Source organism: Shewanella sp. SM95, assembly GCF_025653595.1.
GTDB lineage: Bacteria > Pseudomonadota > Gammaproteobacteria > Enterobacterales > Shewanellaceae > Shewanella > Shewanella oncorhynchi.
Genome location: NZ_JAKKSE010000001.1, coordinates 209,864 through 223,249, shown reverse-complemented (window position 1 = coordinate 223,249; position 13,386 = coordinate 209,864). Strand labels below are relative to the sequence as shown.

Sequence of the window (13,386 nt, the reverse complement as noted above, 5' to 3'; positions counted from 1 at the left end):
GCTTGGCGAAAAGAGTCTTACTCGTTAGAATGCCACACTAAGATGGTCATGCTACAACAATGCGATCGCTTTAGTAATTTTGACTAATACTTATCGTTCAATAGGTGATTTGTAGTGAAAAACTCCCAATCTCGATGGATTCAGCTAGCGCTTTTGCTATTAAGTTTAAGCCTAACATCACAGGTATTTGCTTGGTCTGACACTGACCGAGATGGAGTGCCAGATATCAAAGATGCCTGTCCTAACACAGAGCCAAATACACCTGTTATGGCTAATGGTTGTGTGGAAGAAGCCGCTGTGGAAATGACTGCATCACCAGTTTGCGATATGAGTCATTCAAATGCTGAGTTAAACACAGATTGTCATAATATTTCTGCAGCTATGGTGTATTTTGAATTTGCCATTGCCGAGGTTGACTTTTCTCAATGGAAAACTTTAGCCTTAGTAAAAGCATTCTTAGAAACAAATGATGCTGAATTAACCTTAGTAGGCCACACAGATATCGTTGGTACACCAGAGTTTAATTATCAACTATCACTTCAACGGGCTCAAAATGTAAAACGTATTTTGGTTGAAGATTATGGCTTTAATCCAAATCGCTTTACCGTAATGGGTAAAGGTATATCTGAACCTGTAGCGGACAACCGTTCTAGCGAAGGGCGCAGTTTAAATCGACGAGTAGAATTTATCGTCAATAATAAATAGTTTTTGTTAGCGTATATTTAGGGAGTTATTCAATGGAAAACCTCGAAGGTTTATTAAAACAAGCACCAGATCTGATTGTGACTTATGGCTTAAAAACATTATTCGCCATTATCATCTTCTTTGTTGGTAAATACTTTGCGGGCGTAGCACAGAAGCTTGTTCGTAAATTACTTAACAGCCGTAAAGTTGATCCGACAGTCGTTTCATTTGTCGCAAACCTCGCTTGGGCAGTGGTATTTGTTTTCGCGGTTATTGCTACGTTAGGCCAAATTGGCGTACAAACCGCATCACTGGTAGCCGTTATCGGTGCTGCAGGTTTAGCAATAGGCTTAGCGCTACAAGGTTCTCTGTCTAATTTTGCATCGGGTGTGTTAATGGTGTTATTCCGCCCTTGCCGCGTAGGTGACTATATTGAAGCTGCAGGTATCGCCGGCACTGTTGATGAAATAACCATATTCTCAACCAAGCTTCGCACTCCTGATAATAAAGTTATCGTAGCGCCAAACTCATCTATCATGAATGGCACTATCACTAACTACTCAGCAATGGATAGTCGTCGTATCGATTTAGTGATTGGTGTATCTTATTCCGCCGATATCGCACTCACTAAAAAAGTATTGACCGATATTTTAGATAACAACCAGTATGTGTTAAAAGATCCAGCATATACAGTTGGACTTTCTGAATTGGCTAGCTCTTCAATCAATTTCGTGGTTCGTCCTTGGGTAAAAACATCTGATTATTGGACTGCACGTTTCCAACTGCTTGAGCAAATAAAAAATGCATTAGACGCTGCAGATATAGGCATTCCATTCCCACAAATGGATATCCATGTCAAAGAATTACCGCTAAGCAAATAACAATTAGTGGATAAAAAAGGTCGGTAATTACCGGCCTTTTTTTATGGTTCTACGCATCATTTTAGCGTACCTTAATGGACAGATATTAGCGAAGGCACAGATATTCATGTGTGAGGAAATCCAATGCAAAAATATGTTTCATTTTTAGCCGCAAGCTGTATTTATAGCCTAGTTCTGATGAGCCCCAATACACTCGCCAGTGAGAAAACACAGGTTTTAATGGGTGAAAAAACAGTCACCTTAGAAGGGAAAAGACCAAAATTGTCGCAAATGGCGCCGGGTTTTAAAGTCGTTGATGAGCATTTCACGCCAGTGATGCTAAGTGATTTTAAGGGTAAAACTGTACTGATAAGTACCGTGCCAAGCCTAGATACAGGTGTTTGCGCACTGCAGACGAAGCGCTTCAACAGCGAAGTTGGCCATTTTTCCGATGACGTCATCATGCTAACGATCAGTACCGATTTACCCTTCGCACAGAAGCGTTTCTGTAAAGTGGAAAACGTAGATAAAATCAAAGTGCTATCAGATAGCGTGTGGCGTGATTTTGGTGAAAAGTATGGTTTGTTAATTCAAGATTATGGCTTGCTGGCTAGAGCCATTTTCATCATAGATGCAGAAGGTAAGCTCCAATACCAAGAGTTAGTACCAAACATCACAGAGCATCCTAACTATGATGCCGCACTTGAAGCGCTGAAAACCCTTCAAGCCCAGCAGTAATTTACCGCTAAAAACAGGGCAGCCTTAGCTGCCCTTTTGTTTAACGATTCTATTTCTACGATTTGGTTTTACGATTTAATGTGTATGTTGATCGCCACTGGATTGGTAGTCAAAGGTCGGCATAGACCAATGATATCGCAGCGCCAACATCCGTAAGCTAAAACCAACGCTTAAACAAATAACCAAATTAATCCATTCCGTTAACTGATAAGCTTTTAAGACGATATACAAGCCTGCCGTCAGTAGTGAAATCACCGCATAGAGTTCTTTTTTAAAAATCAAAGGCACTTGGTTACACAGAATATCGCGGATAACGCCACCAAAGACACCAGTGACCAATCCCATGACTACGGCTATTGTTGGGCTAAATCCTAGCATTAGCGTCTTTTGTGCGCCCACGATGGAGAATACGGCTAAGCCTAAGGCATCAATAGCCAAAAATAACTTAGACAGATAACGCATCACAGGGGCGATAGCGACAGTGAGCAAAGAAGCGAATGCAATCGCAATAAGGTAATGCACATGCTCAACCCAAATTAAGGGGTAATTTCCGAGCATCATATCCCTTAGTGTGCCGCCACCAATTGCCGTTGCGCAGCCAATGATCACCACACCAAACAAATCCATCTGCTTGCGGCCAGCCGCCAGAGCGCCCGTCATCGCCTCGGCAATAATCCCAATCAGCCAAAGTAATCCAATAATCTGCGTCTCATGCATCTTTGTTACTACCAACAACTCAAAAAATTGATTCTGCCTGATAACCTCTCAGTTCTATAATGATTTTATTTTGAATTCATCATTAGAAAAATTAATTCATCATCTTATTAATAATCTGATGCAGACTCCTATTACATTATTAATGTTATAGGATAAATATTATACAAAATAGTCAGTTATAAAAATGTTACTTTCACATTGTCATCTATGAAAATAGAATTTTTAATAAGTATTAATAACGTAAATCCAATCAGATGATAAATAACTGCAGATCATCTAATACCGTAGACAAAAAGCATAAAAATCAACCACAAAAAAGCGGCCCTTAGGCCGCTTAATGTTCATTCAAACTGAATCAGAACTACTTAGTGTCAGGCTTAGGTGGATAATTTGCCATTACACTGCCCACTGCTTGATTGATGATCTGTACTCTTTCTTCTGGGGTATTTTTGTCGCGAATGGTATCGGCAACAGAACCACGCCAGATCAGTTTAGTGGTTTTATTATCAACCAAATCAATAATCAGGGTGCCAACTTCATATTCTCTTACTGTGGTTTGGGTCTGCATATTGCCGCCCCAACCCCATCCTGGACCATAGTATGGGTTGTAGCCAAAATTACTATTGAAGGTATCAACATTAATCTTCTTATCAACTTTGGTCAGATAATTAACAAGTACATCAGCATCTTTTACATCAACTAATGTCATCCCCTTACTCGCTAACTGGCTATTCACCGCTTCTCTGACCCGTTGATCCATCAAGCCATCTAGATGATATCCGGCAGAATCCGTTTTCTGAGCAACCCAAGCATAGGTTTTATATTGGGTAAAATTTGCGCTAGGATCAAAATCCCAACCTGACTTCATCGAACTACAGGCACTGAGTGCCAACACAGCTAATGCTACAAAAATATTTTTCATCTTAATTTCCTCAGATGTTCGACCCGAACAAAGACAAGTATCAGAGATATGAATTTAGCTTACAGAGCAATAGCCTAATCTACAACTCAATTGATTAAAAAGCAGCATCTCATTCAGCTTGACTTCAGCAAAATCAAAGATGATAATGATTATCAATTAAGATTTAAAGGGGGTGTTGAAATGTACTGGTTTATTAGCGCGTTTATGGTTGCATCTGCCATTTTTTTCCTTGCACCAGAAAAAATTTCTCTCGAGGCGAATAACGCAAAAATAAAACGTCATTTGCCTACTAGTTTACTGATATTACCCCTCCTAGTGCTTGGCTGGTTGGTTATTGATACCATTGCTAATGGCACTAACTATGCCACAGTCGCTGCATTTGGTTTTGTTACAACAGCCTGCTTAATTGCGTTACCTAAGTTACATAAATTTATTATGCCCAGTGCATTACTCACCGCTGTGGCGCTGATAGCCATGGTATTCATGCGAATGAATTAATCCTGAGCTTTAAGCTTACTTTTCAAAAATATGCTTACTTCCCTGCAAAGAGTTAGCATTTTGTATTGGCCACTTAAGGAGAATCCTCAAGTGGTCTTTTTTTACCTCCCAGAACCCCTGCAAATTTGATAAACTCAACGGGTATAAGTCACCTTCTAATATCAATGAATGAAACCAATGAAAGCAGATCCTAATGTATCCTTAGTATACAGTACCGATAAAGGCCGTATAAATGCAGAGCCCATCACTAAAGCGATTCCGGAATCCGATGGCATAGTCAGGATCCATAGAGACAGTAAAGGCCGCAAAGGTAAAGGCGTTTCGATTATCTCTGGGTTAGGTCTCGATGAAGCAGCGTTAAAAGCAATGGCACAAACCCTTAAGAAACAATGTGGTTGTGGTGGTACGGTTAAAGATTTCACTATTGAGGTCCAAACAGACAACCGCGAGCAATTAAAGCTATTACTTGAGAAACAAAACTACAAAGTTAAATTAGCTGGCGGTTAATCTCGCCCGACTTAGCAATATAGCAGCAAGCTAGATCAACTTAGCCACATCAAACGGAGTAGTTTAATGGAGAGTTTGCAGAACCATTTCTTAATTGCTATGCCCTCACTACACGGTACGTTTTTTGAACGCTCAGTCATTTATATCTGTGAACATGATGCCAAAGGCGCCATGGGGCTGGTGATCAATAAACCGCTCGGTATCGAAGTTAATTCGCTATTAGAACAAATGGATTTGCCGGCAGAGCAAGTCTCCGCGGATTTAGTGCTCAATGCCAATGTCATGATGGGCGGCCCCGTCTCCCAAGATCGCGGCTTTGTGCTGCATACCTCTCAGCCCTATTGGGCCAATAGCACAGATCTGGGTTGTGGTTTAATGCTAACCACTTCCCGTGATGTGTTAACCGCGATTGGAAGCAACAGATCGCCCGAGAAGTTTCTCGTCGCCTTAGGTTATGCTGGGTGGAGTAAAGATCAGCTCGAACAAGAGCTTGCCGATAATTCTTGGCTCACAATTCCAGCAACGAATGCGCTCTTGTTTGACATTAAACACGAAGACCGTTGGCCACAGGCCAGCCGTGCTCTCGGATTTGATGCTTGGCAAGTTTCAGCTCAAGCGGGTCACGCTTAAGCCTATTTATTAATATAAGTCCGCACACTATGAATTCGAAAACCGTATTAGGCTTTGATTTTGGCACTAAGAGCATTGGTGTGGCTATAGGCCAAGAGATCACTGCCAGCGCCACACCGTTATTATCACTCAAGGCCGTCGATGGTATCCCAAATTGGGATCAGATAGGCGACTTAATCAAAGAGTGGCAACCTGACTTAGTCGTCGTTGGCCTGCCCTTAAACATGGATGGCACAGAGCAAGATATGACCCACAGGGCGCGTAAATTTGCTAATCGCATCAATGCTAAGTTCAAAGTCAAAATAGCCACTCAAGATGAGCGATTAACTACCACTGATGCTAAGGCCAGATTATTCGAATTGGGTGGGTTTAAGGCTCTGACCAAAGGTCAAGTCGATGCGGTGTCTGCAGTCCTTATCATCGAAAGCTACTTCGAAAATAACTTCAGCAAGTAATGCCACAATAAATAAAACCACAACAAAAATAAAAGGATAAGTTGCCTTATCCTTTTAGTTTGATGTTTAACCCGATAAATTACCGGATCAAAAATGTGGCTTCACTAAGTTGGCCATCATAGTAATGTGTGCATCATCATCGTTTAGTGCAGCGATGTAACGGAACTTCTCACCACCCGCCTCGGCAAAGAGATGACCATTCTCACCAACAATTTCTTCCAGCGTTTCTAAACAATCAGCGCTAAAAGCTGGGCAGACGATAGCAATATCACGCACGCCTTGTTGCGGCAACGCTTTCAAAGTCGCATCGGTATAAGGTTGTAGCCATTTGGCTTTACCGAAACGCGATTGGAAAGTCATGACAAACTCATCTTTACCTAACCCAAGCTTTTCGGTGACAAGTCGAGTCGTTTTCATACAGAAGCAGTAATAAGGATCGCCTAAATGCAAATTACGCTCAGGCATACCATGGTAAGACAACACCAATTTTTGCGGTTTACCATGGGCTTCAAAATCAGCCGTGATCGAATTAGCTAACGCGTTAATAAAGTCAGCATTGTCATGATAAGTATTAATAAAATGCAGTGCTGGAATATAGCGCCACTTGGACAACTCAGCAGCAATCGCATCAAATGCAGAACCTGTGGTTGGGGCCGCATATTGGGGATACAGAGGTAACACCACGATTTTATCTATGCCATTTTGATGCATATTCTGCAAGGTGCTAGCAACCGACGGATTACCGTAACGCATTGCTAAATGCACAGAAACATCATAGTTATCGGCTTTAAGCTTATCCGCTAACTTTGCGGTTTGACGCAAACTAATGTCCATCAACGGAGAACCTGCCGCAGTCCATACCTTTTGGTATAACGCTGCCGATTTTGCTGGCCGTACCCGCAAAATGATCCCGTGTAAAATCAACATCCACACTAGCTTAGGGATCTCGACGACTCGTGGATCCGCTAAAAACTCTGCAAGATAACGTCTAACAGCAGATGCTGTGGGTTCATCTGGAGTACCTAAATTCAACAACAACACGCCTACTTTGCCGCGCTGCCCGTGTCCAACTTCTTTGGATAAGCCTGAAAATTTAGCCAAAACAGCCTCTTAATTAATAAATATTCGTAATATTAAAGTACAGATTCTATCGCTTGCTTAAGCTCTTCACTATCTGGCTTCACTTTAGAATTGAACTGTTGCACAACCACACCATCACCGCTGACGACATACTTATAAAAATTCCACTTAGGCGCACCAGTTTTTTCGGCTAAGTATTTGAAGACACTATTAGCGTCACTACCACGTACTGGCGATGTCGACAGCATAGTAAAGGTGACACCGTAATTGATGTAACACACCTTAGCCGTATCTTTCTCATCATTTTCTTCTTGGAAAAAATCATCCGATGGGAAACCAATGACCACTAAGCCTTTATCTTTGTAGTTTTCATGCAATGTTTCGAGCGCTTTAAACTGCGGGGTGTAACCACAGTTACTGGCCGTGTTAACAATCAAGACTGGTTTTCCCTGAGTCAATTCACACAGATTAACTGTCTCTTCAGAATGTAATTTTCGTACTTCAAGGTTCAGATACTCGGGACAAGTGGCCGCCATACTGCCAACACTCATCAAGCTCGCTGTCATAGCGAATATCATAGGTAATTTTTTCATTGCTTTCTCCTTTACCAGTACATTACGCAAACGCACTAGGTAAAGATCATATTGAATTAAAAAATAAAAGCTATGAATAATGGCAACATAGCGATGAAGTAGAACCGATTGAGCTGAACGAAAATCTAATACACAAACAAAAAGCAGCCCATAAAGAGCTGCTTAATCCAGAATCTGGCTCTCGTGTTAGTCCATGTCTAAGGTGACACCTTCCATAAAGCCTGAGCCCGTGGATTCTTTATTCTGTAATTTAATCATCAAACGTAAATCGTTCGGTGAATCAGCATGGTGCAGCGCATCGGCGTAACTAATCTCGCCATCGACATAAAGTTTCAGCAAGGCCTGATCGAACGTCTGCATGCCCTGCTCGTTGGATTTTGCCATGGTTTCTTTGAGTAAATGCAGCTCGTTCTTCGCAATTAAACTCGCCACTCTTGGGGTGTTAATCAATACTTCAATCGCGGCGCGACGCCCTGTGCCATCGACTTTCGGTATCAATTGCTGCGCCACAATACCGCGTAAATTCAATGATAAATCGAACAATAACTGTTGATGCTTACTCTCAGGCACGAGATGCATAATCCGGTCTAACGCTTGGTTGGCGTTGTTGGCATGCAAGGTTGCCATACAAAGGTGACCCGTTTCTGCAAATGACAGCGCAAACTCCATCGTCTCTTGGGTACGGATTTCACCAATCAAGATCACATCGGGAGCTTGGCGAAGGGAGCTTTTTAGCGCCGCATCAAAAGACTCAGTATCTATACCCACTTCACGCTGAGTGATTATGCTTTTTCTGTGGTCATGAACGAATTCAACCGGATCTTCAATAGTCAAAATATGCCCACGAGCATGACCATTGCGATAACCCACCAAGGCCGCCAAGGACGTTGATTTACCCGTTCCCGTTCCGCCTACCATAATGATGAGGCCACGTTTGCTCATCACCAGATCTTTTAGAATAGGCGGCAATTTTAAATCATCGACATCAGGGATTTTAGTCTCAATACGGCGCATCACGCAGCCAGGCGATTCACGCTGCCAAAAAGCGCTCACCCGAAAACGACCTAAATCCTTTGCCGCAAAAGCGAAGTTACACTCACGAGTGGAATGAAACTCTTGCTTCTGCGCCTCTGTCATTAACGACTCAACAAAATCCAGTGATTGTGCTGGTGTAAACGCACTTTCTGCCAAGGGACGCAATTCACCGTCAATCTTGGCACTCGGCGGAAAGCCAGCTGTGATAAACAAGTCGGAGGCTTTGCGCTCAACGATCACTTTTAAAAACGGAAGAACATCCATCATAAATCCTTAAAATGTCGCTTGTTTATTCGAACTCTTCGCCATTGCATCTTCACGGGTGATAAGACCACGATTGACTAAGTTCTGTAAACATTGCTCTAAGGTCTGCATTCCGTGGGCCATACCGGTTTGAATCGCCGAATACATCTGCGCCACTTTGTCTTCACGAATAAGGTTACGGATAGCGGGAGTGCCCATCATGATTTCATGGGCGGCGACACGGCCTCCACCCACCTTTTTAATCAGGGTTTGCGAAATAACCGCTTGCAGCGATTCCGACAACATAGTGCGCACCATGTCTTTTTCACCGGCGGGGAATACGTCGACCACACGGTCAATCGTTTTCGCGGCAGAGGTGGTATGCAAGGTACCAAACACTAAGTGGCCTGTTTCAGCCGCAGTCATAGCCAAACGAATGGTCTCAAGGTCACGCATCTCACCGACTAAAATCACGTCTGGGTCTTCACGCAGTGCGCTTCTAAGCGCCGCATTAAAGCTGTGGGTATGGCGATGAACTTCACGTTGGTTAATCAAACATTGCTTATTTTGGTGAACGAATTCGATAGGATCTTCAATGGTTAAGATATGATCATGTCGATTTTCATTCACGTAATCCACCATAGCGGCAAGTGTGGTACTCTTACCCGACCCCGTAGGTCCAGTCACTAGGACCAATCCGCGAGGGAAACTGGCAATTTTTTTAAAAATTTCCGGCGCACCTAATTGCTCAAGTGACAAAATGTCACTTGGAATGGTACGAAACACAGCCGCCGCACCACGGGATTGATTGAATGCGTTAACACGAAAGCGTGCAAGATTAGGGACTTCGAACGAGAAATCGATTTCTAAATGTTCTTCGTAGTCCTTGCGCTGCTTATCATTCATTATGTCGTACACTAAGCTGTGTACACCTTGATGATCGAGCGCGGGCAGGTTAATTTTTCTCACTTCACCGTCAACACGGATCATGGGAGATATCCCTGCAGAAAGGTGTAGATCCGAGGCTTTGTGTTTTACACTAAATGCCAATAACTCAGTGATTTCCATCGTTTGGGATATCCTTGCAACTAGATAATTACATCATGACAACAATAGCAGACAGACTCGCAATCGCCCAGCGCAGGATCACACAAGCAGCGCAAAAATGTGCCCGCCACCCCAGCAGTATTCGCTTACTTGCCGTCAGCAAGACTAAACCTATTGAAGACATTATAGCAGCCTACCAAGCGGGTCAGCGTTGCTTTGGCGAAAACTATGTCCAAGAAGGCGCTGAAAAAATTACTGCGCTCAAGGGGGATTTCCCGGACATAGAATGGCATTTTATCGGCCCACTCCAATCCAATAAAACCAGCATAGTCGCCCAGCATTTCGATTGGATGCATACCGTTTCACGCGACAAAATTGCCCTACGTCTCAATGAGCAACGTCCGGCCGAATTGGCGCCATTAAACGTCTGTATTCAAATTAATATCAGTGCTGAAGACACAAAATCTGGCATAGATGCGGCTCAAATGCTGCCACTGGCCGAACTGATAGCTCAGCTACCTAACTTAGCACTGAGGGGCCTAATGGCAATTCCAACGGCTACCGCAGATACAGAGTTACAGCTTAAAGAGTTTTCCATGTTAAACAATCTATTTCAAGAACTTAAAACGCATTATCCCGCTGTAGATACGCTTTCAATGGGGATGAGTAATGACCTAGATACAGCGATTAGCTGCGGTTCAACTATGGTGCGTATTGGCAGTGCCATTTTTGGGGAGCGCAATTACACTGCGTAAAATCCACGTTAGGCATTTAGTTAGAGGTCAGTTTAACCTTGTTTTTAGCACTTTATGCCCAAATACTGTATTTAATAATACCGAACATTAACGATTTAAGAGCAATTAGCGAGAGTCGATAATCAGGATCAGTCATTCAAATGACTAACCGTTTTATCATCTTAATTTAAGGTGAAGATGTTACAAGTTAACGGTTAACACACTGAAGAGAATCAAATGGATCAACAGAAAATCTGCTTTATCGGTGCCGGCAATATGACGCGCAGCATCATCAGTGGCTTAGTCAATAGCGGCTATCCAGCTCAACTCATCCAAGCGACTAATCCCAGCCAAGGTAAACTCGATGCACTAAAAGGCGATTTTGGGATTTTGGTTTCTCAGGATAATTTAGCCGCGGCGCAAGCTGCCGATGTCATAGTACTTTCAGTAAAACCACAATTGATGCAACAAGTTTGTGAAGCATTACAGACAGTCGAGCTGTCGAATAAGTTAGTCATCACTATCGCTGCGGGCATTAAAGCAAAGCGATATACCGACTATCTGGCACAAGACATCAAGCTTATCCGCGCCATGCCAAATACGCCGATGCAAATTAGTGTTGGTATGACTGGCCTCTATGCGCCTCAAAGCATTACTACCGAGCAGAAAGCCATTTGCGATCGTTTGATGTCAAGCGGCGGCGAAATAGTGTGGGTAAATGAAGAGTCAGATTTAGATCAAGTGATTGCACTATCGGGCAGTTCACCGGCTTATTTCTTTTTGCTAATGGAGTCTATGATAGATGCAGGCAAAGAAATGGGAATGGATGAAACAAAAGCCAGAAGTTTAGTGCAGCAAGCTGCGCTTGGCGCTGCTATGATGGCTAAGCAAAACCCACAACTGACCTTAGGTAATTTAAGGGAAAATGTTACTTCAAAGGGCGGCACCACCGCACAAGCGCTGGCGACATTTGAAGCTGCGGATATGCGCGGCTTAGTAAAAAAAGCCATGGAAAACTGTATTAATCGTGCAGAAGAAATGGCTAAAACATTTTGATCCACTAACACGTTTTTTATATCGAACTTTAATAGGTAGAAATCTCGATGAATGCATTTACCTTTTTAATCACCACTCTATTCGATCTCTATTTGATGGTGGTGATTTTGCGGATTTGGTTACAACTGGCAAGGGCTGATTTTTACAATCCTTTTAGCCAATTTATTGTTAAAGCAACTCACCCGCTCATCGCACCAATGCGCCGTATTTTGCCTTCCTTAGGGCGATTTGATACCGCATCTTTCGTCCTCGCATTATTGGTTGTGATAGCCAAGCTGCTACTAATTAGCCTCATTGCGGGCGGTGGCATAGACATACTGTTATTTTTGCTGTTTGCCGTTGTATCTGTGGTCAAAAAAGCAGGGGTACTGCTGTTTTGGATGCTATTAATACGCGCAATCTTAAGCTGGTTTAACCAAGGCTATAATCCAATTGTAATGATCATGGGTCAGTTAACTGAGCCCGTATTAGCACCAATACGTCGTATCATACCGCCAATTGGTGGTTTAGATTTATCCGTAATGCTGGTTATTATTGGTATGAATTTCCTCAATATGTTACTTGCTCAATATATACCTTATTGGGCTGTGATCTAATGAGTGCAGTGACTTTGCAGCAAGGTGACTTGCTGCTTAATCTCTACATTCAGCCTAAGGCTAGCCGAGATCAAATTGTAGGATTGCACGGTGATGAGCTAAAAGTAGCCATCACTGCGCCGCCTATTGATGGCAAAGCGAATGCCCATTTAAGCAAGTACTTAGCAAAAGCTTTTAAAGTGCCAAAGAGCGACATTCACATAATAAAAGGTGAACTTGGCCGACATAAACAAATCCGCATTATTGACCCTAAGATCATCCCAAGTGTCATTACTGAACTGATGGGGCAAGATAGTGAAAAGTAATTCAGTTGAAAGATCAATCAGTTAAAGAATCGTACAACTGAAAACGAATTAATCCTTTGAATGCTATTAATTTATTGGAAAAAATAGTCACGGCGGCCCTATAATCCAACATTCCCTAATATGAGGTATCCCATCATGTTCCGTAATCTTCTCGCTGTATTAGCCCTCACGGCCAGCCTTTGCGGTGTTGCAAATGCCGAGCAAAAAGAAACTGTCGGCAATTTTGATATTCATTACATGGCACTTGGCAGTACATTTTTAACGCCTAGCATAGCCAAATCCTATGGCATTAAGCGCAGTAGCTACACTGGCATCATCAATATTGCCGTATTAGATATTAGCGAAGCGAATAAGCCCGCAGTACCCGTTGAAATTACTGGAGTTGCTAATAATTTGTTAGATGCGCGAATCAATCTAACGTTTAAAGAGATCCGCGAAGGTGATGCGATTTATTACATTGCCGAAGTGCCCTACCGCGATGATCAGGAAATCAACTTCAATATCGCAATTAAATATGGCAATCAACTGAACACGAACTTACAGTTCAAGCAAAAATTCTACGTTGAATAAACCTATTTTATACCTTTGTTGGCGTTGCTTTCCTGTAGCGCCAACCCCTTTCCCTGTCCTTTACTATTGAGCTTGGGTATCATAGTGCCAACGCACGTCGCCCCATTTATGATAGG

Annotated in this window: 18 protein-coding genes; 12 read left to right on the top strand and 6 right to left on the bottom strand. The window is 42.7% G+C overall.

Going from position 1 to position 13,386, the window contains the following annotated elements; all coding sequences use genetic code 11:
* Positions 1-114: 114 nt before the first annotated feature.
* The 3 genes from L5M29_RS01050 to tpx all read left to right on the top strand — a co-directional run bounded on the left by L5M29_RS01050 (position 115) and on the right by tpx (position 2,282).
* Positions 115-705 carry an OmpA family protein gene (locus L5M29_RS01050; RefSeq protein WP_219233944.1) on the top strand — a complete coding sequence of 197 codons (591 nt, stop codon included), beginning with the start codon at positions 115-117 and terminating at the stop codon, positions 703-705.
* Between the two features lie 32 nt (positions 706-737).
* A complete protein-coding gene (locus L5M29_RS01045) occupies positions 738-1,565 on the top strand; it encodes a mechanosensitive ion channel family protein (RefSeq protein WP_028761273.1) in 828 nt (275 codons plus the stop codon).
* Between the two features lie 123 nt (positions 1,566-1,688).
* Positions 1,689-2,282: a thiol peroxidase gene (tpx, locus tag L5M29_RS01040; RefSeq protein WP_263165736.1), complete on the top strand. Its 594-nt coding sequence runs from the start codon at positions 1,689-1,691 to the stop codon at positions 2,280-2,282.
* Between the two features lie 75 nt (positions 2,283-2,357).
* Here tpx and L5M29_RS01035 read toward each other — a convergent pair whose 3' ends face one another.
* On the bottom strand, positions 2,358-2,999 hold the full coding sequence (locus tag L5M29_RS01035) for a trimeric intracellular cation channel family protein (RefSeq protein WP_028761275.1): 642 nt from the start codon (positions 2,997-2,999) through the stop codon (positions 2,358-2,360).
* Between the two features lie 361 nt (positions 3,000-3,360).
* Positions 3,361-3,921: a DUF4136 domain-containing protein gene (locus L5M29_RS01030; protein WP_263165734.1), complete on the bottom strand. Its 561-nt coding sequence runs from the start codon at positions 3,919-3,921 to the stop codon at positions 3,361-3,363.
* 180 nt (positions 3,922-4,101) lie between these two features.
* Here L5M29_RS01030 and L5M29_RS01025 point away from each other — a divergent pair, with 180 nt between their 5' ends.
* The 4 genes from L5M29_RS01025 to ruvX all read left to right on the top strand — a co-directional run bounded on the left by L5M29_RS01025 (position 4,102) and on the right by ruvX (position 6,011).
* Positions 4,102-4,419 carry a hypothetical protein gene (locus L5M29_RS01025; protein WP_105253083.1) on the top strand — a complete coding sequence of 106 codons (318 nt, stop codon included), beginning with the start codon at positions 4,102-4,104 and terminating at the stop codon, positions 4,417-4,419.
* A gap of 177 nt (positions 4,420-4,596) precedes the next feature.
* Positions 4,597-4,926, top strand: coding sequence for a stress response translation initiation inhibitor YciH (gene yciH / locus L5M29_RS01020; protein WP_263165733.1), 330 nt, complete (start codon positions 4,597-4,599; stop codon positions 4,924-4,926).
* Positions 4,927-4,992: 66 nt separating this feature from the next.
* Positions 4,993-5,556, top strand: a complete 564-nt coding sequence (locus tag L5M29_RS01015; RefSeq protein ID WP_173243658.1) for a YqgE/AlgH family protein — start codon at positions 4,993-4,995, stop codon at positions 5,554-5,556.
* Between the two features lie 29 nt (positions 5,557-5,585).
* Positions 5,586-6,011, top strand: a complete 426-nt coding sequence (ruvX, locus tag L5M29_RS01010; RefSeq protein ID WP_028761279.1) for a Holliday junction resolvase RuvX — start codon at positions 5,586-5,588, stop codon at positions 6,009-6,011.
* 87 nt (positions 6,012-6,098) lie between these two features.
* On the opposite strand, the gene hemH is transcribed toward ruvX, so the two are convergent.
* The 4 genes from hemH to L5M29_RS00990 form a co-directional block, all read right to left on the bottom strand.
* Positions 6,099-7,112: a ferrochelatase gene (gene hemH, locus L5M29_RS01005; RefSeq protein WP_219251296.1), complete on the bottom strand. Its 1,014-nt coding sequence runs from the start codon at positions 7,110-7,112 to the stop codon at positions 6,099-6,101.
* A gap of 32 nt (positions 7,113-7,144) precedes the next feature.
* On the bottom strand, positions 7,145-7,684 hold the full coding sequence (locus tag L5M29_RS01000; RefSeq protein WP_263165731.1) for a glutathione peroxidase: 540 nt from the start codon (positions 7,682-7,684) through the stop codon (positions 7,145-7,147).
* Between the two features lie 186 nt (positions 7,685-7,870).
* Complete coding sequence (locus tag L5M29_RS00995) at positions 7,871-8,983, bottom strand: PilT/PilU family type 4a pilus ATPase (protein ID WP_006085705.1); 1,113 nt, start codon at positions 8,981-8,983, stop codon at positions 7,871-7,873.
* A 9-nt stretch (positions 8,984-8,992) separates the two neighbouring features.
* Complete coding sequence (locus L5M29_RS00990; protein WP_006082517.1) at positions 8,993-10,030, bottom strand: type IV pilus twitching motility protein PilT; 1,038 nt, start codon at positions 10,028-10,030, stop codon at positions 8,993-8,995.
* Between the two features lie 35 nt (positions 10,031-10,065).
* On the opposite strand from L5M29_RS00990, the gene L5M29_RS00985 reads away from it, so the two are divergent.
* From L5M29_RS00985 to L5M29_RS00965, 5 genes are all read left to right on the top strand, one after another.
* On the top strand, positions 10,066-10,764 hold the full coding sequence (locus L5M29_RS00985) for a YggS family pyridoxal phosphate-dependent enzyme (RefSeq protein WP_263165730.1): 699 nt from the start codon (positions 10,066-10,068) through the stop codon (positions 10,762-10,764).
* Between the two features lie 216 nt (positions 10,765-10,980).
* Positions 10,981-11,799, top strand: coding sequence for a pyrroline-5-carboxylate reductase (gene proC / locus L5M29_RS00980; protein ID WP_263165728.1), 819 nt, complete (start codon positions 10,981-10,983; stop codon positions 11,797-11,799).
* Between the two features lie 47 nt (positions 11,800-11,846).
* Positions 11,847-12,395, top strand: a complete 549-nt coding sequence (locus tag L5M29_RS00975) for a YggT family protein (RefSeq protein WP_105251874.1) — start codon at positions 11,847-11,849, stop codon at positions 12,393-12,395.
* Positions 12,395-12,700, top strand: coding sequence for a DUF167 family protein YggU (gene yggU / locus L5M29_RS00970; protein WP_028761286.1), 306 nt, complete (start codon positions 12,395-12,397; stop codon positions 12,698-12,700). The genes L5M29_RS00975 and yggU overlap by 1 nt, the downstream gene beginning before the upstream one ends.
* Before the next feature lie 135 nt (positions 12,701-12,835).
* Complete coding sequence (locus L5M29_RS00965) at positions 12,836-13,270, top strand: DUF4426 domain-containing protein (protein ID WP_113939419.1); 435 nt, start codon at positions 12,836-12,838, stop codon at positions 13,268-13,270.
* Positions 13,271-13,386: the final 116 nt, after the last annotated feature.

What these genes read in the sequence shown, in the direction of transcription:
- L5M29_RS01025 (WP_105253083.1), top strand. Translation starts at nt 4,102, where the DNA reads ATGTACTGGTTTATTAGCGCGTTTATGGTTGCATCTGCCATTTTTTTC.
- L5M29_RS00975 (WP_105251874.1), top strand. Translation starts at nt 11,847, where the DNA reads ATGAATGCATTTACCTTTTTAATCACCACTCTATTCGATCTCTATTTG.
- L5M29_RS01030 (WP_263165734.1), bottom strand. Translation starts at nt 3,921, where the DNA reads ATGAAAAATATTTTTGTAGCATTAGCTGTGTTGGCACTCAGTGCCTGT.
- L5M29_RS00985 (WP_263165730.1), top strand. Translation starts at nt 10,066, where the DNA reads ATGACAACAATAGCAGACAGACTCGCAATCGCCCAGCGCAGGATCACA.
- L5M29_RS01045 (WP_028761273.1), top strand. Translation starts at nt 738, where the DNA reads ATGGAAAACCTCGAAGGTTTATTAAAACAAGCACCAGATCTGATTGTG.
- L5M29_RS01015 (WP_173243658.1), top strand. Translation starts at nt 4,993, where the DNA reads ATGGAGAGTTTGCAGAACCATTTCTTAATTGCTATGCCCTCACTACAC.
- ruvX (WP_028761279.1), top strand. Translation starts at nt 5,586, where the DNA reads ATGAATTCGAAAACCGTATTAGGCTTTGATTTTGGCACTAAGAGCATT.
- proC (WP_263165728.1), top strand. Translation starts at nt 10,981, where the DNA reads ATGGATCAACAGAAAATCTGCTTTATCGGTGCCGGCAATATGACGCGC.
- L5M29_RS00995 (WP_006085705.1), bottom strand. Translation starts at nt 8,983, where the DNA reads ATGGATGTTCTTCCGTTTTTAAAAGTGATCGTTGAGCGCAAAGCCTCC.
- yggU (WP_028761286.1), top strand. Translation starts at nt 12,395, where the DNA reads ATGAGTGCAGTGACTTTGCAGCAAGGTGACTTGCTGCTTAATCTCTAC.
- L5M29_RS00965 (WP_113939419.1), top strand. Translation starts at nt 12,836, where the DNA reads ATGTTCCGTAATCTTCTCGCTGTATTAGCCCTCACGGCCAGCCTTTGC.
- tpx (WP_263165736.1), top strand. Translation starts at nt 1,689, where the DNA reads ATGCAAAAATATGTTTCATTTTTAGCCGCAAGCTGTATTTATAGCCTA.
- L5M29_RS00990 (WP_006082517.1), bottom strand. Translation starts at nt 10,030, where the DNA reads ATGGAAATCACTGAGTTATTGGCATTTAGTGTAAAACACAAAGCCTCG.
- L5M29_RS01000 (WP_263165731.1), bottom strand. Translation starts at nt 7,684, where the DNA reads ATGAAAAAATTACCTATGATATTCGCTATGACAGCGAGCTTGATGAGT.
- yciH (WP_263165733.1), top strand. Translation starts at nt 4,597, where the DNA reads ATGAAAGCAGATCCTAATGTATCCTTAGTATACAGTACCGATAAAGGC.
- L5M29_RS01035 (WP_028761275.1), bottom strand. Translation starts at nt 2,999, where the DNA reads ATGCATGAGACGCAGATTATTGGATTACTTTGGCTGATTGGGATTATT.